Source organism: Janthinobacterium sp. 78, from assembly GCF_003096775.1.
GTDB classification, from domain to species: Bacteria; Pseudomonadota; Gammaproteobacteria; order Burkholderiales; family Burkholderiaceae_D; genus Janthinobacterium; species Janthinobacterium tructae.
Window position 1 is genome coordinate 198,280 of the sequence record NZ_QENT01000001.1, and the last position, 24,947, is coordinate 223,226.

9 protein-coding genes are annotated in these 24,947 nt (G+C 66.7%); all 9 read right to left on the reverse strand.

What is annotated here, in order from left to right:
- Positions 1-9 precede the first annotated feature (9 nt).
- Positions 10-3,114, reverse strand: a complete 3,105-nt coding sequence (locus C8C92_RS00855) for a DEAD/DEAH box helicase (RefSeq protein ID WP_116742769.1) — start codon at positions 3,112-3,114, stop codon at positions 10-12.
- 210 nt (positions 3,115-3,324) lie between these two features.
- A complete protein-coding gene (locus C8C92_RS00860; RefSeq protein ID WP_243420076.1) occupies positions 3,325-3,816 on the reverse strand; it encodes a YbjN domain-containing protein in 492 nt (163 codons plus the stop codon).
- A gap of 30 nt (positions 3,817-3,846) precedes the next feature.
- Entirely contained in the window at positions 3,847-4,539 is a 693-nt protein-coding gene (locus tag C8C92_RS00865; RefSeq protein WP_116742770.1) for a hypothetical protein, read from the reverse strand.
- 9 nt (positions 4,540-4,548) lie between these two features.
- The gene (locus tag C8C92_RS00870) at positions 4,549-6,294 is read right to left on the reverse strand and encodes a putative porin (RefSeq protein WP_116742771.1); all 1,746 of its coding nucleotides are present in this window, start codon (positions 6,292-6,294) and stop codon (positions 4,549-4,551) included.
- A 37-nt stretch (positions 6,295-6,331) separates the two neighbouring features.
- Positions 6,332-7,048: a TonB family protein gene (locus C8C92_RS00875; protein WP_243420077.1), complete on the reverse strand. Its 717-nt coding sequence runs from the start codon at positions 7,046-7,048 to the stop codon at positions 6,332-6,334.
- 10 nt (positions 7,049-7,058) lie between these two features.
- Positions 7,059-7,469, reverse strand: coding sequence for a biopolymer transporter ExbD (locus tag C8C92_RS00880; protein ID WP_034753784.1), 411 nt, complete (start codon positions 7,467-7,469; stop codon positions 7,059-7,061).
- Positions 7,470-7,482: 13 nt separating this feature from the next.
- A complete protein-coding gene (locus C8C92_RS00885) occupies positions 7,483-9,264 on the reverse strand; it encodes a MotA/TolQ/ExbB proton channel family protein (RefSeq protein WP_116742772.1) in 1,782 nt (593 codons plus the stop codon).
- 56 nt (positions 9,265-9,320) lie between these two features.
- Positions 9,321-10,946 carry a ShlB/FhaC/HecB family hemolysin secretion/activation protein gene (locus C8C92_RS00890; RefSeq protein WP_243420078.1) on the reverse strand — a complete coding sequence of 542 codons (1,626 nt, stop codon included), beginning with the start codon at positions 10,944-10,946 and terminating at the stop codon, positions 9,321-9,323.
- A gap of 198 nt (positions 10,947-11,144) precedes the next feature.
- Entirely contained in the window at positions 11,145-24,797 is a 13,653-nt protein-coding gene (locus tag C8C92_RS00895; protein ID WP_116742774.1) for a filamentous haemagglutinin family protein, read from the reverse strand.
- Between the last annotated feature and the right edge of the window lie 150 nt (positions 24,798-24,947).

Sequence of the window (24,947 nt, forward strand, 5' to 3'; positions counted from 1 at the left end):
GCGGCCCCCTTAATCTTCCAGCGGAGCGAAAATCTGCTGCAAGTCTTCCTGCGTGAGCGCCATCTTCTGCGCTTCGCCTTCGGCCAGGATCGATTGCGCCAGTTCCGATTTCTTTTGCTGCAGCAACTGGATTTTTTCTTCCAGGGTGCCCTTGGCGATCAGTTTATACACGAACACGGGCTTGTCCTGGCCGATGCGCCAGGCGCGGTCCGTGGCCTGGTTTTCCGCCGCCGGATTCCACCATGGATCGTAGTGAATGACCGTGTCGGCCGCCGTCAGGTTCAGGCCCACGCCGCCCGCCTTCAGGCTGATCAGGAAGATGGGCACGGCGCCCTGCTGGAAGGCCGCCACTTGCGCGCCCCGGTCCTTCGTCTCGCCCGTCAGCAAGGCGTAGGGAATGTCGCGCGATTCCAGCTCTTCCTCGATCAATTCCAGCATGCTGGTAAATTGCGAGAAAACGAGGATCTTGCGCCCTTCGTCGAGCAAGTCTTCCACCATCTGCATCAGGTCGAGCAGCTTGGCCGAACCGGCCGACTGCTTCTTCGCCGGCAAGGATTTCACCAGACGGGGATCGCAACAGACCTGGCGCAGTTTCAGCAGCGCTTCGAGGATGACGATCTGGCTGCGCGCCACGCCCTTCTTGTCGATTTCTTCGCGCACTTTTTGATCCATCGCCAGACGCACGGTTTCATACAGGTCGCGTTGCGGCCCCGTCAGTTCCACCTTGCGCACCATTTCCGTCTTCGGCGGCAATTCCTTGGCCACATTGTCCTTCGTACGGCGCAACAGGAACGGTTTGATGCGGCGGTTCAGCAGCATGCGGCGCAGCGGATCGTCCTGGCGCTCGATCGGATGGCGGAACTGGGTGTTAAACGTCTTCTCGTCGCCCAGCAAGCCCGGCAGCAGGAAGTGAAATTGCGACCACAGTTCGCCCAGGTGATTTTCCAGCGGCGTGCCGGACAAACACAGGCGGTGGCGCGCGCGCAACAGGCCCGCGCTTTGCGCCGCCTTGCTGCGCGTATTCTTGATGTAGTGCGATTCGTCGAGGATGACCAGGTGGAAATCGTGCTCGCGCAAGGTTTCCTCGTCGCGCGGCAACAGCGCGTAGGTGGTCAGCACCAGGTCGCATTGGTCGATCTGGTCGAATTGCTGGGCGCGGTCCTTGCCCTGCAGCAGCAACACTTTCAGGCTGGGCGCAAACTTGGCCGCCTCGTCCTGCCAGTTGCCCATCAAACTCGTCGGTGCAATCACGAGCGCCGGATGCGTGAGGCGTCCCGCTTCCTTTTCCACCAGGATATGCGCCAGGGTCTGCACGGTTTTACCAAGACCCATGTCATCGGCCAAAATACCGGCCAGGTCATGGTCGCGCAGGAATTGCATCCACGCCAGGCCATCGGCCTGGTAGTCGCGCAGGGTGGCCTGCAGCCCGGCTGGCGCCGCCACTTTTTGCACGGAACCGAACTGGCTCAGCTTGCGGCCCATGGCGCGCAATTGCTCGCCGCCCGTCCAGCGCAGTTCCAGGCCGCGCGCCAGTTCTTCCAGGCGCGCCGCGTCGAGGGTCGACATGCGCACCGCATGTTTGATCTTGTCGCTGAAGTACAGTTCCCCCAAGGTGTTGAGGATGGGGCGCACCCGGCCCCAGGGCAGGGCGACGCGCGTGCCGTCCGGCAAGGTCGCCAGCATCTGGTCATCGTCGGCATGCGCCTCGATGACTTTCGGGTTGAAATCGTTGGGCGCGTTGCGGATCAGCTGCACCAGCACGGGCAGCAGCGGCACTCTTTCCTGGTTGACAACGATGCCCAGTTCCAGCTCGAACCAGGCGTTGCCGCTGTCCGGGTCCTGGTCGTCGATCTCGGCGTACCAGTCACCGGCTTCGCTCACGTCGTAGCGGTACTTGGCCGTCTTTTCCACGATCCAGCCCTGCTTGCGCAAGGCGTCGATGCCGGACTCGGCAAAACGCAGCCATTCCGCCTGGGAAGGCAGTTGCAAGGCGCCCTTCAAGCCGCTCAAGGGGGCCGAGCCCGGCTTCTTGAATTGCAGCTCGGCCAGGGTGGCCAGGGCGCGCGCTTCATCGAGCGTATTTCTCTGGATAATTTCCGTCACCTCGCCCACTTGCCGCACCACGCGCTGCGACGGGTCGAACGCGACGCGCTCGCCATCGTAGTCGTAGGACAGCACGGCGAAATCGCTCCAGCGCTGCGCGCTGCCATCGGCCAGCAGGGCGCTGTCGAGCAGCAAGACCGGTTGCGCCGGCACGTCCTTGCGCAAGCGCTGCGGCAACGGTTGCGGCAGCGGCATCAAATGCTGCAAGCCTTGCGCCAGCAGCAGTTGCGACACGCGTACCTTGTCGTTCGCATTCAACGGCGGCGCCTGTGCCACCAGCGCCTGCAGATCGGCGAGGGAAATGTCGGAGCCGCCCTGATTCAGTTCCAGCACGCCGCACGACAGATTGTCGATGTACCACGGCGGATCGGTGGGCAGCATGTAGTCGATCTGGTCGGCGCCATGGTGCTTCGCACCTTCCGGCGGGTCCACTTGCCAGCCCAGGCGCATGGTCTTGCCTTCGTCGCGCCAGAACAGGCGCGCGGGACGCACGGGACCTTCCTTCAACGGGTACACCAGGCCATTGCCGACATCGGCCCAGGAATTGGCCCACAACAGTTTATCTTGCTCGGCCAGCATTTTCAGCAGGGCCGCGCCCACCTTGCCCTTCGGCTCCGTGGCGCTGCCCGTCTGCGAATTCTGCCCGCTGCGCATGGCCACGAAGAAACGCACGAGGTCTTCATCAAACGGCGTCAAAAACGTGGGAGGCGCCGACAGCAGCGAAAAGATTTCGCTGATGGGGGAAGCCGCCGCCACGTCGCCATTCGGCCGCAGCCGCGCCTTGTACAGGCACAGGGCCACATGGCGGCCACCGCTGGTGGGCGCCAGCACGTAAATCAATCGATGCGCGTTGAGTTTGGGGTCCGGTTCGGCAATGCTCAGCACGGCCTTCGGATGGGCGGCAGCCTCCACCCGCTGCAGCCAGGTGGCCACGGCATACGGCAAAGGCGCTCCCGGCGCGCTGGCCGGGGCAACTGGGGTTTCACTGGTTTCGTCGCGGGTAAAATCCATGGGGCGCATTTTTGTGTAAAGGTCGTATCCAAATCGGCAACAGGCAATATTATCCGCCATACAGGCGTTGCTGGCTTGATTCACACACGCTCTTTGAACAGTTTTAATGCGCGATGCCTAAAAAATAAGTATTTAATACGACACTTGGGGCCCACGAGCGGCAAAAGTGGCCCGTCACCGGCCATCTTCGCCGCCTGTGGACGGCTCTTGTCAGGCAGGCACAGTTTCTTCTTCCGCCACACTGGCGGCCTCGACTACCGGTGCCGTGCTCGTATCGGCTGGCGTAAAGTTGCGCAAAAACAAAAAGAACTGGCCCATCATCTGCGTCCACAGTTGCAGATTGATATTCAGGTACTCGCTGCTGACGCCACCGGCGACCAGCACATCCATTTCCAGCACGACGAAATCGCCATGCTGGGCCACGCGGGCAAAACGCTTGCTGCGGTGCCATTCGGCCAGCAAGCCGGCCGGCAAGTCGCCGCCCTGCACGCGCAGCGGGCAGCTCAGGGTCAGGTCCGCGTACTGGCCGGGCGCCGTTTCATTGCCCCACAGCACTTGAAAGCCGATGCCATGGCTGGCACTGTGCAGACGCACGACGCCGTCGTGTTCGATGCTCGTCACGGCGCAGCCGGCCGCCTTGATGGCCTCGGCCGTTTGTTCCGCATTCAGGGTGGTCAGCAAGTTGGTGTTGGTGTGTTCCATCGTCATTCCATTCATTTCAAGAAGATAAAATTATTGGGGGGCTGCTGCGGGCGCGGCCGGCGTTGCCGTCTGACGCGCGTCAAAGCGGCCCTGGTACAACTGATCGCCATACTGCTGGGCGATTTGCTCGAGCTTGACCCGGCTTTGCGCGGCGAATGGCTGGCGCGCCTGCATGACGCCCAGCACGTCCAGGCCTTCATACGCTTGCAGGATTTCCTGCCCGGCCGCATACAGCTGGGCATTCTTGCTTTCGCAGCGCGCCAGCGCGCCGCGCTGCGACGCCACTTCGCCGTCGAGGCGCGCACGCTCCGCTTCGATCTGCTTGCCCGTAGCGGCCAGCTGCTCGCTGGCCTGGCGCAATTGCGCCAGGTTGGCCGTTGCCTCTTGCGCGGCGGCCGCGCTGTGCTGTTGCTGCTCGCCCAGTTTTTCCCGTTGCGCGCGCTCTTGCGCCAGCTGCGACTGGCTGCGGGCCAGCTCCTTTTTCAAGCCATCGCTGGCAGGCGCAGCTGCAGCAGCGGGCGCGGCCTTGGCGGCAGGCCCGCCCTTGGCTTTCAGCACTTCCAGCTCGCCACGCGTCTGCTGCAATTGCGCCGTGACATTGCGCAACTCGGCCCGCAAACGCTCTTCCATGCTTTGCCCCTTCTGTCCCTGCGCCTGGGCGGCACCACCGGCCAGCAACATCAGCAGCAGGAGCGGCAAGCGCGTTTTGTTGAATATCAACATCATGGCTCCTTAAAAACGCGCGTTCAGTTCGATTTGCAGGGTGTCGATCGACAGCGCCGAACCGAACACTTCGCGGCTCGACGTCCAGCGACCGTTCAGCCAGGTATTCTTGTCGAGCGCATACGCGCCACCCAGGTAGTAGCCGCGCGCATTCGTGCCGCCCAGGTGGAAGGTGGAATCGTTGTAGGCGTCAGGCAAGGCATCCGGTTCGATGCGCTTGTAGCCAAGCAGCACGTTCCAGTCACCGCGCGCTTGCGTGTTCGCCTTGCCCAGAGTCGCCTGCAGCATGTAGGCGTTGCCGCCGCTCCTGAAATCGGCTTGCGAGACGCCGCCCGTGCCGCCGAAGTTGTTCATGATGCCGCCCTTGGCGCGCGCCCACATTTGACTCTTGTCGTAGGCCATGTTGCGCACATAATCGCCTTCGATGCGCAAGTCCTTGCCGCCGGCCACCTTGCTATCCCAGCGCGCATTGATATTGGCCAGGCGGAACTTCGACGCCAGGCCCACGAATTGCGGCTGCGGCGTATTCGCCGGATCGAGCGGATTGAGCGCGATATTGCGCAGCAGCATCAAGCTATTGCCCTTTTGCATGCTCGATGGACGCGACCAGTCCGTGCTGCAGCCATCGGCGCCCGCGTACAGCGCGCACGGCTGCGAATATTCGCCGCTGATGTTGCGGAAGTTGTAGTAGGCCAGGGCGCCGCGCAACTGATGCTCGCTATTGATCTTCCACGACGCGCCCACCTGCGCACCGAGCAGCCATTTGTTTTCGCTGGACATTTTTGCCTGGCTGCGGCTAGGCGCATTGTCGGACGAATACTCGAGCGGAATCAGGCCTAGCGTACCGAACACGGTGACGTCCTTGTTCGCGCCCACCGGTTGCTGCAGCTTGGCGGCGATGCCGTCGAAATTGAGTTCGCTGGAAAACAGTTCATCACCGGACACGAACGGGTTATCGAAGCGGCCCGCCGTCAGTTTCAGCCAGGAAGCGGGCTGATACGACAGCCAGGCCTGGTCCAGCCAGATGTTTTTCTTGCCCAGGCCGCCGCCCAGGGTTTGCGTGGTCGATACCGGGCTGTCGTCGTTGCCGCTGGCCAGGCGGATGCCCGCTTGCGTGCTGTCGGAAATGTCGGCCAGGATGCCCAGGCGGGCACGCGCGCGCAGCAAATGCTTGCGGTCTTCGCGCGTGTTGAGCAGCGCCGGCAGAGCCAGATTGGTGTTCGAATTGACGTCATAGCCGCTGCCGTTGTTGAGCGAGCGCCAGTCGATCTCGATATTGCTGTTGGCCATGTCGTAGTAGCGCGATTCGTAGCGCGCGCGCACATCGCCTTCGACGCGGATGCGCTTGGTCCAGGCCGGCGTTTCATTCGGCGCCGCCCAGCCGCCCGCCTTCGCTTCGGCCATGACCTGGCCCTTGATCTCGTCGCGGATCTGCTCGCGCACGGTGTGTGAAAGATACGGCACGCGCACGTCGCCTGGCTGTACCTGCGCCAGGGCGGCCGGCGCGGCGGCCGGACGGGCTTGCGCCGCGGCCAGCGCTTCGCTCTGCGCTTGCGCCAGCAGCGCCTCGCCGGCATCCTTGTTGAGGGCGCCGCTCTGGATCAGGCCACGTATCAGTTTGACCATGGTGCTGTCGGCCGGTGCAACGGTTTGGGCTTGGGCTTGTACCGCGCCCGCCGCCACGCTCAGGGCCAGGGCAGCGAGCGCCAGCGGAAGGCGGCGCAGGCCCTGTGAGGAAGAAAATATGAGGTTCATCGCTTCTTTCGGTAAAAATTAATATGAATTAAGGACGCTATGGGCGGCGGCCTTTAATGGATACGCGCGCCGGGAAACGCAACGACGCCGGCGGCCGCTCATCGGCGCGGAAGTCGCGCACCATGGCCAGCACCTGCTCATCCGTCTGCGCATTGCCCGTGCCTTGCACCAGCTGGACCTTAGCCGTCCGGCCTTCCGTATCGAGCCACAGGTCGACGCGGATGTCGGCGAATGCCAGCTGGCGCGTGCGCGGGTCGCGGGCGAACGCCATCTGCAAGGCATTGGCCACATAGCGGCCATACGATCCCGCACCGAGGCCGCCGCCACCGCCGCTGCCGCTCATGCCGCCGCCGCGCCCGGCCTGGATGCCGAAGGCGTCGCTGCCGGCCTGCGCCGCACCGTCGATGGTGACGGGGTCGCCCTTGTCCGGCGACGGGCTTTCCGGCGCGTCATCCATGGGCTTGTCGGCCGGCGTCGGTTCCGGTTCCGACACTTCCGGCACCACCTTGTCGGGCGTCGGTTCCGGCAGTTTTTCCGGTTCCGGCGGCGGCGGTGGTGGCGGTGGCAGCATCAGCATCGGCGGCGCCGCCACTTCGCGCTTCGTGGCCGCCGTGTCCGACAGCAAATACCAGACCAGCGCGGCCAGCGCACCGGCCAGCAGCGCGCCGCCGGCCACGCCGCCCCAGCGGCGCCACCACTGCGCCGCGCCCGACGCTTCCGAGGCGGCCATCTTCATCATGTCGTCACGCTTCACCTTGCGCTCCTCATGCCGGCTTGCCGGTCACCAGACCCACCTGGTTCAGGTCGATCCGGCGCAGCAAGTCGAGCACTTCGACCACTTTCGCGTATTGCACGGCGGCATCGCCACGCACGATCACGGGAAAGTCGGGCGTCAGGGCCTTTTCCGTGCGCAAGCGCTCTTCCAGCTCGGGCAGGGTGACGGGATAGGCATCGAGAAAGACCTGGCCCGCGTTGTCGATGGTGATGGCCTTGGTCTTCGGTTTTTCCAGCGCCATGGCCGAGCTGGCCTTGGGCAGGTCGACCTTGATGCCCGGAATGCTGGCATTGCTGGTCAAGATGAAGATCACCAGCACCACCAGCAGCACGTCGACGAAGGGCGTGATGTTGATGCCGCCGCTACGCTTGCGGGGGGTAAACTTGGCGGAGGTGGCCATGGTTATGTGCCCCTCACGCCTGTTGCAGCACGGGACGCATCTGGCGTCCGTCGCCCTGCTCTTCCGCCAGGCGCGTGGCGAATTCGTCGACGAAGACGGCCATATCGGCGACGATGGCGTCCGAACGCGAAGACAGCCAGTTGTAGCCGAACAGCGCGGGAATCGCCACGCCCAGGCCGGCAGCCGTACACAGCAATGCTGCCGCCATGCCCGGCGCCACCGAGTTGATGTCCACGGCGCCGGCCATGGCCGCCACGACGAACACCAGCATGATGCCGATCACGGTGCCGAACAGGCCGACGTACGGCGCGCCTTCGATGGTGGTCGAGAGCCAGATCATGCGCTTCGACATGCGTTCGCTTTCGCGCACCATCACGCCATCCATGGCGGCGCGGATGGCGCCGATCGTCGCGTTGGACACGGCGTTCAGGTCGTAGCCACGGTCGTGGCGGCGGCGCATCTCGTCGATGGCCACGTCATACAAACGCCACAGCGAGGAATCCGTCTTCACGGAGGCGCTCAGCTTGCCGTTGCGCGCCAGGTGGTCGAGCGGCGCGCCGGCCGCTTCGTGGAACGACTGCATGAATTGCGCATTCGCGCGCGCGATGGCGCCATAGCTGCGGCCCTTGCCGATCATGATGATCCACGACAAGACCATCATCAGGCCCAGCAAGCCGACGACGATCCAGGCGTCGAGCGGCATGGCGGCGATGATGAAACCGAAATGGCTTTTGCCCGCTTGCTGTTCATCGGCGCCAAACACGGCCAGGCGCGATTCGGAACCTTGCGAGACGGCATCGGCCAGCAGCAGCGCATCGGGACGGGCCGTGCGCGACAGGCGCAGCTCGTCGATGGCGCCCGTGAAGTTGGCCAGGGTGGCGGTGCCGGTGGCGACAGGCGGCACATCGGCGCCCACCGAGGCGGCAGTCGTCAATGCTGGCAAGGCGGTGGTCAGCGAGACGGCCGGACGGCCACCCACGTACAGGGCCACGTTGGCTTTGTCGGCTTTCACCGCCAGGTGCGACCATTGCGCGGCCTGGATCGGCTGGCCCGGCTTGCTGCGCTGGCCATTCACCTGCACGAACGGCACGCCCTGGTCGATACCGATCAGCAATTCATTGGCGCCGTCGCGGCGTGCATACAGTACTTGCTGCGCGCCCAGGCTGTCCGGGCGTACCCAGGCCGAGAAGGTAAATGGCGCAGCGGCGGCCAGCGCCAGCGACGGCGAGGCGGGCAGCATCAATGGTGCCGTACCCAGGCGGGCGCCGGCACCGATGACGGAACCGTCCAGCGCCGGCACGGCCGTCTGGGCATGGTTGCCGTAGGCGGTGCTGTCGCGCGAGGGCACGCCTGGCTCGCTGAAGTGGTACACCAGGCTGTAGTCGGGATCAAAAGTGCGCTGACCGTTGCCGGACGCGGGCGCCTTCGGATTGCCATAGTACATCCACAGCTGCTGCGGCGTGCCGGCCGTCAGGGCCGGTACGTCGACCCAGATCAGGGCGATGCCCAGGAGCGGGTTGAATTGCTCGATCTGGTGGTTCAGCACCGTTTTATCGTCGCCCGCCACAAAGCGCAGGTCGGCGCCGCTGTCGCTGACGCCTTCGAAGTTGAAATTACCCGAATGCAAGCGCAGCAGCACGGGAATGCGGCCGGGATCGCCGCCCACGGCGCCCGCCTTCGGGCCGGCGTCAACGGTGACGGGTTTGCGGTAAGCCCAGTCGGGCTGCCACCAGGCGTGCGCCAGGCCGGGAACGAGCGTGCCCAGGATCGTGAGCAAGAAAAGAAGACGTTGCATGACAGTAATTCTCCGAAGAAAAGTCTAAAAAAGTGCAGTGCTGGTGAGCTGGCCCGTCAGTAGCTGGCCGACAGGTTGAAATTGATGCGGCGCACGTGTTTGTGCGTGCGCGGGCCATCGCGCAGCGGATACGCAAAGTCGATGCGGCCATTCAGGTAGCGCAGGAACTGGAAGCTGCTGCCCAGGCCCACGGACGCCAGGCCGAACAGGTCTTTCTGCTCGATCATCGGATCGCGCAGGCGCAGGCGCGCGCCATCGGCAAACGCGTACAGACGCCAGTTTTCCAGGCGGCTGAAATACGTCAGCTGCGGCGTGCGCCATTCGAGCGTGCCCGACACGCCGTAGTCGCCCGTCGCCTCGGCCGACAGGTAGCCGCGCACGGAATTGGCGCCGCCGGCGGCCATCTGTTCGCCCGACACCAGCGCCGCATCGGCCAGCTGGCCCGCCAGCTTGCCGTACAGCTGCGCGCCGCTGCCCAGGGTATACGTGGCGTTGGCGTCGCCCTTCAGCACGAGGAAGCTGGGCGAGGCCTTGTAGCGCTTGTTGTCGTAGGCGGCGCTGTCGCTGCCATAGCCGAACGAAGCGCGCGTGCCGGCCACCAGCGACAGGCCCAGGCCGTAGGTCGCCGCCTCCGTCTGCGCAAAGCCGTTATACGACACGCTCAGCGGCACGTATTTCAAGGGAACGCTGGAGCCGGCACCATTGAGTTTCAGCGCTTCCTGGTTATCCTTGAAATCGATGCCGGCAGAAAAACTGTGCCACCAGATGCCGCTGTTGGGCACCGTGTAGTTGACTTTCATGCCCAGCGCATGGCCCTTGCCCAGCACGCTGGTGCCGCCCGTGCTGGCCACGTTGCTGTTCGACTGGTAGCCGGTCGCTTCCACGCTCCAGCCCTGCGTGCCGATCGGCGCCACGTACGAGGCGGACCAGACCTTGGTCTGGTTCAGGTCGCCCGGCGTGCCGAAAAAGCTGATGGTGGCGCTATGGCCCAGTTGCCACAGGTTGTCGTGGCCCAGCGACATGCTGGTACGCAATTTCTTCGTATCGGCGCTGTAATCGTTGTTCAAGCCGACACTGGCGCGCCACGGGCTGCTGTCTTCCACTTTCAAGTCCACGTCCATGGTGCCGGGCAGGCTGCCCTGCTTGACCAGCGGCATCACCTGACGCTTGGGACCGCGGTTCAGGGCCGTCAGTTCCACTTGCGCCTGGGTAAAGTCGGGCACCTTGCCCTCCGTCAGTGCCGGCACTTGCTGGCGCACGTCGAGCGGCGAGTTGTATTGCGCACCGACCACGCGCAAGCGGCCCACCTTGGTTTCGCTCACCTGCAGCACCACCACGCCCTGCTCCACCTGCTGCTCGGGCAAGTCGACGTAGACGGACTGGTAGCCGCGCGCCTGATAGGCCGCAACGAGCGCGTCGCGCGCCCCTTCCACGTCCTTCAGGGTGCGGCCCGGCCCCAGGAACGGCGTGACCGCCTCTTCGATGGCACGCGCATCGAGCACGGTATTGCCGCGCACCAGGTATTCCTCGATCGTCACTTGCCGTTCCGGCGCGGCCACGGGGGCGGCTGCCGGCACCGCGTCCTGGGCGTGCGCCATGCCGGGCAGCGCCAGCATGGCCAGGCACAGCATCGTCAAGGCGGTTGCGGGCGCCTGCGGCGCACCGTTACCTCGTTTCTTCATCTCACGCATCTTCCATTCACCTTAAAATCAAACGGTTGCCCTACCCGGTATTGCGGCGCCGAACGCTATGCTCGGCAAGACAGTACCTAGACGAACGCCGCATGCACGAACTGACGTTTGTCATCAAATGTTCATAAAACTCCAGCCGCGACCTTGGCGCCGCGGCCGGAAAGGCCTCCCGTCAAGCCCGGACTGCGCTTACGGCTGCAAGCCGCGACGCTCGTTTGGCGTGAGCGCCTGCAGCTGCGGCGCCGTCAACGGTCCCGCGCCCAGCACCTGCACCACGCCGGCCGGCTGGTAGTTCGACGCCTGCGGCTCACCGCCCTGGTGCTTGCCGACACTGCCCTCGTCCGCCTGCTCGTTGCCAAAGCCCAGCACCTTCACGGTGAACAGCGAAGGCTGCGCCTGGCGCGTGGCGGCCCGTTCGCGCTGCAGCACGTCCTGCGCCGCCGTCACGGCTTGCGAAGCGGCCGCGCTGGCATTACTGAGCGCACCCACGTTCACTGCGGCAATGACCGGCATGCCCGTCGACTTGCCCTGCACCTGGATGTTTTCCGCGTTCACCACCTGGAGCGCGGCCAGGTTGACGTTGCCCGAGACGCGGATGCCCGCCTCGCCCGCATCGATGCTGCCCAGCGGGGCGATCAGGTCGATGTCGCCAGGCGGCACCTCCGGGATCGGATTCAGGGTGGCGATGCCGGCGCCGGTGGCCGGCGTGCTTGGCGACAGGCTGACCAGGCCGATGCTGTCGTACGCGCGGCGCTGCGGCGTGTAGACGACGGTGGACTTGGTGCCACGGCCCGCATTGATGTCGCCGGTGGCCGACCAGGCCAGGATGTTGCCGCCGAAGGTGGTGAAGATGCGGCTCTGGCCCAGCAGGATGCTGTCTTTCGCATACATCTGGATCTCGCCCGCACCCTGCGTCAGCACGCCCGAGCCTTCGCCCGGCGCATAGCCGCCGTCGACGCCGATCAGCGCGCGCCCGCCCGGCACGGTGATGCCGATATCGCCGCCCACATCCGTATGGATGCCCGCATCGTTGACGGTCACGTAAGGCACGTTGTAGTCGGGGCGGCCGGCCTCGGCCCATTCCTGCGGACTCAGGTAGCGCACGCCCGCAACGGGCCGCTTGGTGTACACGCCGCCGTATCCGTTGACCGTGTACAGCGCGCTGCTGAACATCGTCAGGTCGCCCTGGTACTCGATCTTCTGGCCCGCCTTGTCCTGCGCCGGGAACAGGGTGGCGATGGCTTCCCGGCCGCGCAGGTAGCTGCCGCGGCGCATGCCGTCCGGATCGTTGTACTCGCGCCCGGCCGCCTTCAGTTCGGCAAAGTAGACATTGCTCAGGTATACCTGCTGCTGTTCCTTCGGCAAGGCCGCAAAGAAGCTGCGCGCATCGGTGGCCGGGTCGTAGCGGATGCCCAGGCCGCTGTCGCCGCCAAAGCGCGTCGTCAGCCAGTTCACCAGGTGCAACTGGCTGACCTGCGCGTATTCGCGCGCCAGGTCGCGCCGCACGCCGCCCGTGGCCTGGCCGGCCTTCTCCAGCTCCGCCTGCTTCGTGCCAAGGAAGGCGGACGCGCCCGCCTCGTCGCCGCTGTAGGCGAACTGGCCGCGCAGCCAGTCGGCCAGGGTCAGCTTGCCGCCGTAGACGTACACGGCGCTGCCAGCCTGGTCGGCCAGCGGCCGGCCCGGGTCGGCCAGCTTGGCCGGATCCAGGTAGCGCGCCGCGAAAGCCGCATAGTCGGGACCGTTGCGGCCCACGCCGGCGGCCACGCTGATGCCGGCGCCATTGCCGCGTTCGCCGAGACCGCTGCCGACGATCGAACCGATGCTGCGCAATTCCGCCTTGTCGGCCATGTACAGGTCGCGCCCGGCGCTCACGTTCAGCTGGCCCGGCCCCGCCACATAGAAGGTGCTGTAGCGGATATCGCGCCCGGCGCTGACGACGGAAACGTCATCGGCATGGCGGTGCACGAACAGGTTGCCGCGCGCCGACGAGCTGGCGAAGACGACCGGCTTTTCCGGCAGCTCGGGACTGTTGGCGAAGGGCTGGCCGGTCCATCCGGCCGCGCCGTCCGGCACGTACTCGACACTGCCGAGCGGCGTGCCGGAATTGACGATGTCGCGCCCGGCGCGCACGGCCACGGCGCCACCGCCTTCGTACCACAGGCCCAGCGGGCCCGTTTCGCCCTTCAGTGTTCCCCGGTACACGATGCCGCCCGTGCGCAAGCCCACAATGTCGCCGCTGTTGGCATAGAAGTGCGCGGGCACCTGGCCCGCCGGCACATAATCGGAGACCGTCGGCGGGGTCATGCTGAACAGCGGATAAGTCTGCTGCTCACCGCTGGCGCCGTTGCTGGTCGCCCCCAGCAATTTCAACGCTGAAGGCGCCAGCGCCTCCTGGCTGACGTTATGCAGCGGCAAGTGGCCGAACCACACCGGGCCCAGGGCGCCGACGAAACCGGGATTGAACGGGCTCGGCAAGAGTCGCGGATCGGCGCCCGATTGCGTGATCGGATAGCCGGCCGCATGGATGGAGTCGGCGGCCAGCATTTCCAGCTGGCCCGTGCCCGTCCTGACAAACTGCTGCGCCACCGGCGACGGCGCCAGGATCACGCCGTTTTGCGGCATGTCAACCTTGCCGCCATCACCCAGCCTGCCCAGGCTGGCATTGCCGTAGTACAAGCTGCCGCTGGCGGCCACGGCGCGCAGCACGGACGGCATGACGAAGCGCCCGTCCGTCGGCGCGTGGTTGTCGCCGGCCGTCGCATTGATCCAGGACGAGGTGGGCGTCAGGTTGCCGCCCGCGCTGAACAGGTCGATGGCCGTGGCCGGCGTCCACAGCGAGAACCAGCTCCAGCCCTCTCCCTTGCGCTCCACGCCCTGGTAGCTGAACGGCGTGCCGTTGGCCAGCTGCTTCACGCGGCCCGCATCGGCCACGCCGCCCAGCACCACGTCGCCGCGCGCATCGATGCGCACGCCGCTGTCGCCCGGCACCAGGATAGGCCCGCCGCTGGCGATCGCCGTGCCCGCCGTGTAGGTTTCATACGGCCGCGATTCCTTCGGATCGGCGCGGTCGAAGCGCAATTCGATGCCGCCCACGGCGCCCGCCTCCAGGCGCAGCGCGCCGCGCAGGTTGGTGAGCGTGCTGTTCAGGCCAGGCAGCTGGCGTTCGAAACGCGTGTTCGGGTTCGGCCAGTCGCTATTGGTGTCGAAGCTGCGCACCTCGGCCACGGGGTTCAGCCCGCCGCCGATGCGGATATCGAGATCGCCGCCGCCCGTCAGCAGCAGTTTGCCGTCCGGCGTCACCCTGCCCGTGCTGCCCACGGCCACATTCAGGCCCTGGCTGCGCGGCGCGAACTCGCCGCCCGGATCGGCGCGCGAGGCCAGCATGCCGGCGTCGCCGCCTGCCTGCAGCAGCAGATTGCCGCCACCGAGGGTGCCGATGCCCGTAAAGCCCGACAGGAAAGGCATGCCCGAATACAGGTCCGCCCCTTCGGTGCCCGGAATATAGGTGCCGAAGTTGATCCACCATGCCGTCGGCACGCCGCCGCCGGTGCTGCCGCTGCCCTGGCGCCACAGCCAGGTGCCGATGTCGCTGCTGTCCTGCTGTGGACGCAGCCAGCCGATGGCGTCTTCGCGCCGGCTGATGGAAGCGGCCAGCGTGTCGCCCGTGACGTTGCCCTGGGCGCGCAGCAGCAGGTTGCCGCCATGTTCGGGATACCAGGCCCGGTACAGGCTCTGGCTGCCGCCGTCGATGAACGGGATGAAGGCATCGCCGTCCGCCCCCAGCAGCCGGCCCTTGACGGTCTGCGCGCGCGGCAGATTGAACAGGTCCTTGCCGCCGACCAGCGGCGAGGCCGACTGCGTGCCCGCCGTGTAGACGCCATACAGCGAACGCATGTCGAAGTCGCCCGCAGCGAGCAAATCGAGGTCGCCCGCGCCCGTGCGCAGCACGCTGAACAGGGGCTGGCGCGCCGGCGCGGTCACGTACACGTATTGAGGCGCAGTGCCATCGGCAATCTTGACCACGATTGCGCCATATTCATTGAAGCCAAGCAGCACTTCTTCACTGGCAAAGTTGGCCAGGTCGATCGGCATGCCCGGTATCTCGCCAAACAGGCCGGCATCGTCGCCCCATACATACTGTGCGGGCAAGCCGGTGCCTGGAACCAGCTCGCGGGCATTGGCCATGCCGTAATGCGCATCGGCCAGCATCAGATGGGCGTCCTGCGCATGCGGGCGCAGCGCGCGCGTGTCGGCCGCCGCCGTATCGGCGCCGCCCACCAGGCGCAGCGACCACGCTTGCGAACCCTGGGCCAGCATGGGCGCCAGCGCCAGGTTGCGGCCCTGGTTGCCATCGCTGTCCGCCGGGCGCAGCGCTACCATCGCCGCGTCGCCCGGCAGCCTGACCAAGGTGCCGGCAGGCAGCACGCTGCCCTTGTCCAGCGCCAGCGCCGAGGCCAGCACCACGCCATTGACGGCATTCGTGCTATCGGCCACATCCCACGGCCGGCCTTCGGGGAAAGGCAGGGCCACGTTCGCCGGCCACAGCAAGGCCGCCACCCTGGCCGCGCCAGGCAGGCGCAGGCCGGCATCGAGCTGCATGCCGCTCGACAAGGTCAGCGCCTTGGGCAAGACCGTGCCGGCCGCGTACAGCACGCTGCCGTCGGCATTGCGCACGGCGCCGCCCAGCACGCTGCCTGCAGGCAGATTCAACTCCGCCGTCAAGGTGGCGCGCGCCGCCAGCAAGGTACCGCTGCGCAACTCCATGGCTTTCATCGGCACGGCGAAATTGACGCTCGTGCCCGATTTGAAATACGTGTCCTCGGCCAGGGTCACCAAGTTCGCGGCGGGGACGACCACCTCGCCGCCCCACGGCAGCCGGCCTTTCACCAGCTGCCAGCCCTTGTCATCGACCGTGACTGGCAGGGCGCTGGTATCGAAACCATCGGTGATGCTGCCAAAGACGCTGAGCTTGCCGCCGGCGCGCAGCACCAGCGCACCGGCCTCGCCCGAGCCGTACACACTGCTCAGGCGCGCCAGCGGATTGACGCCGTCATAGCGGTGGCCGGACAGGTCGATATCGCCATCGACATGCAGATCGCCGCCCGGCGTGGCGCTGACGATCTCGACGCCGGGGCGCAGGTGAAAAGCGTTGGCGTCGCCGCGCAAGCCGCGCAGCTTGTTGTCCATCAAGTTGCCGTTCGCCAGCGCGTGGGCCATGAAGGCCTGGCTGTCCGCGTGCTTCTCGTTCAGGTAAGCCTGGCTGATGCTCTGGTAGCTGCGGCCATCCGCATCCTTGCCCGTGCCGGCCGGGGCATCCTTGTATTGCCAGAAAGCGTTGACGTTGATGTTGCGCGCGCCGGTGATGTTCAGCGCGCCGGCCGCGTCGATATCGATATCGTCGCCCGTGGCGCCGCCCAGGCGGCGCGCGTTCAGGTCGATGCTGCCATAGTTGCCACCCTTGTCTCCGCTGCGCAGGTCGAAACGCGCGCCGTTTTCCAGGCTCAGGCGGCCGCCAGGCGCAGCCAGTTCGATCACGGCGCGGTTCGGCGCCTCGATCACCTGGCCGTAGCTGTCCGTGCGCAGCAGCGTGCCATGCGCGTCGAGCACGGCACCGGACTCGATGGTGACGCCGTCGCGGCCGGCCAGGCGGATGCTGCCCACCTGCTCGCCGCTGGCGTCGATGCGGCCGCTCACCGTCAAGCTGCCGCCGTCGACGGACACGCTCACTTCGCGCGCCTTGAGCTCGTCGCCGATGGTCAGATTCCCCTGTCTGAGCTGGAAGCTGCGGCTGCCGTATACCTTGCCCGTGTTCAGGCGCTGGTTCAGGCCGGCGAAGTCGCCGACATGCTGGGCGCGCAACTCCAGGCCGCCGGCCGCGTACGGCACCTGGGTGCCGCCCGCGTCATAATGGCCGCTGGCGCCGCCCAGCAGGGCGCCGCGCAAGTCGGCCGTGCCCGCCGCGTCGCCCGTGGCAACCACGCTCAGCTTGCCGGCGCGGTTGTTCACGGCCGACACGTCGATCACGGAAGCGGCCGCCTGGCGCACATCGCCTGCGCGGCTGTCGAGGATCACGTCGCCGCCCCAGCTGTACTTGCTGGTGTCGTAGAAATCGATCTTGCGGCCCGCCAGGTCCAGCTTGGCCTTGTCGCCCAGCAATACATCGCGCTCGGCCGACAGGGTCAATTTTCCACTCGGCAAGACCACCGAGGTATCGACGCTGACGCTGTTGCCGCTGAGCGCCACTTCGGCGCCCAGGGCGCCGGCCAGCGCCGCATTCGCCGGCGTGGTGGCGGCCGCGCCGGCCGGTGCGCTCACCTTGAGGTCGCCGCCCGCCGTGATGCGGTTGACGGAACCGGCCGCGCCCGTCAACAGCGGCGTGTTGATCAGCAAATCGCCGCCGCTGTAACGGTAGCCATTGGTGGCCGTATCCCACGCGCTTTGCGACTGGTAGACGGACAGGCTGCCCTTGTTGTTGGCCGTCAGCTGTTCGCTGGCATTGAGCGCCACCTGGCCGAAGCCCAGCATCAAACGGTCGAGGTTATGGATGGTGTCGGGACGGCTGTCCGGCGTGAAGCCGAACTCGATGCGCCTGGCATCGACCTGCAAACGGCCGCTGCCCGTGCCGGGGCCAGCCGCGACGACGGCGCCGGGCGCATTCGTCGCGCCCTGCCACACGAGGGTGTCCGTGTGGATGCGCGCCAGCGCGTCCGTGCCGCCATAGCCGTAGATGGCCGGCGTATTGAGCACCAGGCGCGACAGCGAGGATTTGCCCGTGGCCGCGTCGATGGTCGACAGTTGCGACGAATCATAGAAGTTGAAGGAATTGCGCGCCGTCAAACCCAGGCTTTCCAGCGCCGGTGCGCCCGTGCTGGTGTCGCCGTGCAGCAGGCGGTCGAGCACGCCCTGGTTCAGCGCCAGGCCATCGGGCAGGGCGCTGCGGGCGCTGGCGGCCGCCAGGGACGCCTCGCTGCCGACATTGATCGCCCCCATCGCCAGCACCAGGTTGCGCGTGCCGTAGCGCACGTTGTCGCGCAGGGTAAACGCGCGCTCCGTCACGGCCGCGATGGTGCCCTCGGAATACAGCGAGGTGCTGCCGCTGCAGGCGCCGCCCGCCTTCTGGCAGGCGCCGATATCGATGATGCCGGGGCCATACGATTCGGACGACGGCGCCGCGGCCGGCAGCATGTCCAGCCAGCCATTCGAGACGGCCAGCACGCTGCCCATGGGCTCGTACACATAGCCGTCGCGGGAATCCCAGGCGGCCTTGCCGCGGCCCAGCGTATTGATGCCGGAGCCCTGTTCCAGGATGATGCCGTCGTCTTTTCTCGCCGTCACCAGAAACACTTCGGCTGCCTTCAGCACGGCGCCGTCGCGCAGCACGATGCCGCCCGCCGATTCCTTGATGGCGGCGATATTGGCGCGCTGGTTGCTGCCCGTGCCAAATTCGCTGTAGTTCACGCGCGGCAAGCCGCCGATGCCCACGCGCTGGGCGCCGAAGGCATTCATCTGCGACGCATGCACGGAGACGCCATTGAAATCGGCCAGCGGCGCCGTGCCGTCGGCCAGCACTTCGTAGCGCGTCGACGCATGGTTGCCCGAGCCCAGCAGCAGAGAGCCGCCGAAGCCGCCCTCGGCCGGCGCGTACAGGGCGCTGCCATCCATCATCAAGGGCGTATGGTTATTCTCGACGCTGTGCAGGGACGGGGCGGTCAGCTGCACCCGCACGCCCTTGGCGTCGCGCTCGAGCGCGGCGCGCGGCACGCCGTCGCGCGTGGCTTGCGCCACGGCGAAGGCGGCATAGCCCGTTTCATTGTATTGCGAATAGCTGCGCAGCACGTCGGCCGGCGTCAGGATGGCTTGTTGCGCCACCACGTCGCGGATCGCCGTGCCCGCCACACCCGTCTGCGCCGCGGTGGCAAACGAGCCGTTGCGCATGGCGATCGTGCCGCCCGTCTCGACGGCACCGGCCAGGCCATTCAGTTCCACGCGGAAAGCACCGGGCAGCAGGGCGAAATTCGACGGCAGCAGGGTATAGGTGCCGGCCGCCAGGCCGGGCACGCCCGCCGCTATGGTGATCTGGCGTCCCACGGCGGGCTGGCCCGCGCCTTGCTCGGCCATCAAAGGCGCCACGTCAGGCTGTACGCCGGGAATGATGGCGTACACAGGGTTGGTATTCAGGCCGGGCAAGGTAAAGCCGCCATTCGGCTTCATCTGCACCAGCGGATTGAGGCGCGCGTCGGTGGACCCGCCGCGTCCGGCCAGGAAGGCCGCGCCCGTCAAGGTGCCGCCGCCCGACATGTCGAGCACGGCGCCGGCCTGCACGTCGATGGCGGCGCCCGTCAAGGCGATCTCGGGGCCATTGCCCACGCCCTTGAAGACGACATCGTTGCCGTCATACAGATAGCTCAAGCCATCGAGCGTGCCGCCGTACGGCATCGTCAAGCCTTTCGCGCTGACCGAGGTCAGGCTGCCAGGCAACAGCTTGACATGGCCCGTGTAGGCTTCATAGCCTTCGGCGCCCAGGGTGATCTGGCCCAGAGGCGCGCGCAGCACGCCGTGCTGGTTGATGGTGGGCGCAACCAGGCTCAGGGTACCGAACACGGAGAACGGCTGGTTTGGCGTGGCGCCGTCGCCGCTGCGCCCGATATTGAGCGTGCGCAGCGGATCGAGCGTGACGCGCATATTGCCGTATTCGTCGATGCCGCTCTGCTGGCCCACGGTGACCATGCCGCTGTCGCCCGTGGCCGGGTAGATTTGCGCGGCGACCAGGGTGGCATTGCCGGGCTGGTACAGGGCGGCGCTGTTCGACAGGCGCATGTCGCCACGGCTGTTCAGGGTCAGCTGCTCGAAGGCGTCGCGCTCGACCACCAGGTCGGCGCCGCTGCTCTGCGCAATGGTGCCGCGCGTACCCATGTTGACCTCGCCCGCGATATCGAGCATGCCCGCATCGATCTGCAGCAGGGAACCGTCGGCCACCAGCGGCACGCCCAGCATGCCGCGTCCCTTGCCCAGATTCTTCGAGCCTTTCACGGCATTGGGCACGATGTAATCGTCCTTCTGCGCACGCACGGCCGTACCCAGGCGCACATACGGCGCCGCCAGATGCACCTGGCTGGCAAGGCGGCTCGCCTTGTCCTGGCCATCGGCATCCGGCTGCGGCGGCTGCTGCGCCAGCCCCAGCGAGGTGGCGCTCAGGCGCAGGCTCTGGCCCAGCGACAGCTTGACGTCGCCGTCAACACTGAGCATGCCGTTCACATGCAGGGCCAGGTTGTCGAAGCCGCCCGCCTGCACGCGGTCGGCGCCCAGGCGCGCGCTGCCGTAGCGCAGCGCCGCATCCTGCTGGCCGGCGCGCAAGTCGTCGGGCAAGGCGCTCTCGCCCTGCACCTGCGCCAGCTGCATTTCGCGCGGCACGCGCACCGCGTTGTCCACGTTGTCGCCTTGCAAGTTGTGGCGGTTGACCTTGCCATAATTGGGCGTATCCAGCGCCAGCGCCAGGGTGCCGCCGGCCGCACCGGCGCCACCGGCCGCGGCGCGCAGGGTGCCGTCGGCAAAGATGCCGTTATACGAGCTGAGCGAAATCAAGCCGCCGTTGCCTGCCACGTTGACGGCGCCCTGGTTCGGCAAGTCCAGCGTGGCTTGCGCGCCGCTGGCGTCGAGCCGCGCGCCAGGACGCACGACGACAAAGGCATCGGCCGCGTCGACGCTGGCGGCGTCGGCCTTGTAGCGGGCGCCGATCTCGATGCTGCCGCCCTGGTCGGCACGGCCATAGCGCCCGCCGCGCGCGTCGGTGGCGACCGTGGCGCGGCCGGCGACGTCGAGCACGGCGTGTTCGCCGATCCAGATCGACGTGGCTTGCCCCTTGCCGTTCGGTACGTCCACATCGCTGCCCGTACCCAACGTGCCGGGCAGTACGGCGATCTTGCCGCCCCAGGCGTCGAGGCGGCCATCGATGGTCATCTGGCCATTGCCCGTCAGGCTGATCTGACGGCCCGGATCGACCGTGACGACGGCGCCCTGCGCCACCGCCAGATCCCCCTTCACGTGCGGGCTGCCGGCCGTCAGCGACAGGTTGGCGCCGGCGCGCTGCGTCAGACGGGCCTTGCGCGCATCTTCCTGGTACAGCTGTGGCGTCCACAGTTCCAGCGCTGCAGCCGGATCGGTACCGCCCGCCACCGTGTGGCCCGTGGCGGGATTGAAACGCAGCACGGGCATCGCGACATCGATCTGCGCATCCTTGACCACCACGACGCCATCGCGGCCCGTGATGGCGTAGTCGGCAAACCCGCTCTGGAACAGGCTCGCGCCCAGCGCCAGCATGGGCTGGACGGCAACATCGCGTCCCAGCACCATGCCAGCCGGCAGCAGCATGCCGCGCGGCGCGCGCACGTCGTCGGTGGCGACGCTGCCAGCCGCATACTGCGTCGTCACTGGCTGAATCGGCAAGCCGTTCGGAAAAACCGCCGCCGAGACCACGAATCCCGCATTGAGACCGTTGATGGCCGTTACCACGCTGCCGGCGGGAACGATGGAACCGCCCCAGACATACGCCGTGCCGTTGATGAAGAAGCTCGCGCCCTGCGGCACCAGCAAGTCGGCCCCCAGCACCAGCGGTTTCTGCATCGACACATCCGCCGTCACGGGCTTGGCCAGGGTCTCGCCCGGCTTGATCAGGCTGGTGATGATGGCGAAATCAAAGGGGACCTTCTCGCCCTTGGCAATCAAAAATTCATCGCTCAGGCGCAGGCCGACGGGGGCGCTGCTCCCCGCTGGCAGCACGTCGCCAGCCTGCAGCTTGCCGCCGATGCTGACGGCCGTGCCGCTGTCGATCACCAGGCGCCCGCCGCCCTTCACGCCATGGCCACGCAACTCGCCGTCAAGCTTGAGCAAGGCGCCCGTCGACGCTTTCTCCGTCGGCAGATCGACCGCCAGGGTGATGTCGCCGCCGCGCCCGCCCTGCAGCCTGCCATTGCTCATCAGGGCCGCGCCGGACGAGACGTCGATGACGCTGCCACCGGCCAGCTCGATGCCGCCCGAGCTTTTCAAGGTGACCTTGCCGCCATTCACATATGGCAAGCCGGCGACCGCGCCCGGATCGAGTTCCAGGTTGCTCCACAGGCCGCGCGCATCGAGGCGCACGCCGGGCGCCACGCGCACGCCGGCCGTTCCCGTGGGACGGTTGTCCGGCACCAGCTTGCCTTCGACCCATACCGCACCCGCATTCGCCAGATAGCGCGAGATGATGTCACCGGCGGCGATGCTGCCGCCGCGCGCGCTCACGTTCGCCTTGATGGCCACGTCGGTGGCGTGCAGGGCGATGTCGCCGCCATCAGCCACGCGCACGTCGGCGTTGACGTCGAGCTTGTCATAGGCGTAGATATTCAGGGCGCCCAGTTCCAGGCCATTGAGCCAGTCCGCATCGAGCTGCAGGGTCTTGCTGCGCGCGGCCGGCAAGGCGTCACTGAGCAGCTGGCCATCGGCGATGGGCGCCACTTTGCCGATCTCGACTTTTTCCAGCACGGCTTGCGCGCTGTCGCGCAGCTGACCCGTCTTCGTATCGAAGACGGGCGTCATTTTTCCGACGATTAATTGACCGGCGCGCGCCGCCGACGTCTGCCCCTGTTTGTAGCTATCCATTCCTTCATCGCGCTTGCGCTGCTGGCGCTCGCCCTGGAACACGGACGTGTCGATATCGCCTTCCAGCACGGCCGCGCCCGTGGAAACGATCAGGCGGCCCGCATCGCGGCCCACCGTGTAACCGTTTTCCAGGCGCTCGCGCGGACCGATCAAGGCATTCGCGTACGTTTCCGTCGTGTTCGCGCCCCAGCGCGCATGCGTGCTTTCATAGCCGCGGTACAAGCCCGTGTACAGATTGTCGCCGGGGGCAGTGCTGAGCTTGACCATCGCGCCGTCGGCACCTTTCAGCCACGTCTGCCTGACCATGCCCGTCTGTACGTCCAGCGAGCCGCCGGCGATATTGATGCGCGAACCGGCCTGCGTCACCACTTCGCCGCCGCCAAAGCCGACGGTGCCGCCCTGGGCCGCCCACTCGCCGATGCCGTGGCCGCTGGTATTGAGGTAGCCGCTCACTTCCAGCAAGCCGCCGGCCGTGTACCAGCGGTCCGTGGCGTAGCCATTCGTGCCGGCCGGCACCAGCACCAGGTCGCGGCGGTCGACCCACACGTCACTGTTGTTCAGGTATTTCGCGTCGCGGCTGCCGGGTGCGTCGCGCTGTTCGTTGCCCTGCACGTTGATCAGCACATTGTTGCTGCTCATGTCGACCTTCACGCCGACGGCGCCGGAGACGTCGATGGCGGCGTCGCGCGCCACGTGGCTGCGGCGGGCCGCGTCGACCAGCACCTGGCCGCCCGTGGCCAGGGTCAGCGAATCGCCTTCGAATTCCACGTTGCCGGCCGAAACGATGCGCACCAGCGACTGGTCGCGCCGGTCCAGCGGCGTGTCCGTGCCCTTGCCCATATCTTTCAGCAAGGTGTCGCGCTGTACGTCGAGCGCCGTAGCGCCGTTGTCGTCGATAAAAATGGCGCTGACGCTGCGGCGTCCCATGGTGACGCCGGCGTTCTCGCCCGCCGCCGACAGGTGGATGGCGCCGCGTCCGTTGACGGAGGTACTCGACAGCAGCATGCCGTCCTGGCGCAGCGTGTTGCCGCTCAGCGTGATGTCGCCGCCGGCCGACTGGATCAAGCCGCGGTTGACGACGGCACCGGCGCCGCTGCCGGCCGTGCGCAGCATCTCGACTTCATTGCCGCGCGTGCTCGAATACTGGTTCTTGTCCGTGCCCTGGCCAGGGCGCACGACGATGGCGTCGCCAGCGGCCAGGGTGGTCTGGCCATTCGGCGTGGTGATGGCGCCCGCATTGTCGACGCTACGGCCGGCCAGCAGCACATAGCCGCCGCCTTCCGTCACCGTCTGCGGCTTGCGCGTGTCGATGCGCGCGCCGGCGGCGACGACGACGTCGGCCTCGGCCTTGCCATGCGTAAAGGTATTCTGGCCCAGCAATAAATCATTCGCGAACGTCGGCACGGCGCCCGCGCCCTGCGCCTTGCCGTACAGGCCGCTCTTGAACTGACTGTCGCTCATGCCCATGGCGGCGGCCGCCAGGTTACGCGTATCGACCTGGCTGCTGCCTGTAAACACGATGCCGTTGCGGTTGACGATCATCACCGTGCCGTCGGCCTTGATCTGGCCCTGGATCTGGCTGGGGCGTGCCAGCGGATCATTCACGCGGTTCAATACGGACCAGTTCGATTTTTGGTCGAACTGCACGGTGGTGTTTTTGCCGACGTTAAAGCTTTCCCAGTTCAAAATCGCCTTGTCATCCGTCTGCACGACCTTCACGACGGTCTTGCCGTCGGCCTGGCTCTGCACGGGGCCCTGGGCATTGAGCCAGCCGGCCGTCAGGCTGTTAGTGTCGACCTGCAAGCCGCCCTTGGCCAGGCCATCGGGGGCGCCGCCCGCCGCCAGCGCGGCCTGGCGCGCAGCCGCCTGCACCGCCTGCTCGGCGGCGATGCCGCGCGCGGCCAGCAGCAAGTTGTTCAGCGATTGCTGCAGCTTGCCTTCGGCCTTCTGCTGCTGCAACAGGGGATTGTTCAGCGAGGTTGCCGGCTGGCCATTCGGCAAGCGTCCCGTGGCAGAAGCCGTGCCCTGCTGCGCACCCTTGCCGGCAAACCAGGCGCCGCTGAACGGCTGCTGCGCCTGCGCGCCACCGGCCTGCAGCAGCAGGGCGATGGCCAGCGCCAGCGGTTTCAAGCGCACCGGGCGCCCGGTCCGGTTGCCCGCCATGGCGGAGGAGGATGCGTGTTTCGTGACCGACTTGCTTCGCTGCATGGCGACATTCCCTTTTCATGTTCCGTTGCTGACCGATATCGCGAAAGGGCACGCGGCACGCACGGGGCGGGCGGCAGGCACTGATTCGCGGCTTCCAGCAGCATTGACAGGGAACAAGGTCCGGGACTGCAAAAGGTCATGAAAATGTCA

Coding starts and splice junctions, on each gene's coding strand:
- C8C92_RS00855 (WP_116742769.1), bottom strand. CDS start 3,114: ATGGATTTTACCCGCGACGAAACCAGTGAAACCCCAGTTGCCCCGGCC.
- C8C92_RS00860 (WP_243420076.1), bottom strand. CDS start 3,816: ATGGAACACACCAACACCAACTTGCTGACCACCCTGAATGCGGAACAA.
- C8C92_RS00865 (WP_116742770.1), bottom strand. CDS start 4,539: ATGTTGATATTCAACAAAACGCGCTTGCCGCTCCTGCTGCTGATGTTG.
- C8C92_RS00870 (WP_116742771.1), bottom strand. CDS start 6,294: ATGAACCTCATATTTTCTTCCTCACAGGGCCTGCGCCGCCTTCCGCTG.
- C8C92_RS00880 (WP_034753784.1), bottom strand. CDS start 7,469: ATGGCCACCTCCGCCAAGTTTACCCCCCGCAAGCGTAGCGGCGGCATC.
- C8C92_RS00885 (WP_116742772.1), bottom strand. CDS start 9,264: ATGCAACGTCTTCTTTTCTTGCTCACGATCCTGGGCACGCTCGTTCCC.
- C8C92_RS00890 (WP_243420078.1), bottom strand. CDS start 10,946: ATGAAGAAACGAGGTAACGGTGCGCCGCAGGCGCCCGCAACCGCCTTG.
- C8C92_RS00895 (WP_116742774.1), bottom strand. CDS start 24,797: ATGCAGCGAAGCAAGTCGGTCACGAAACACGCATCCTCCTCCGCCATG.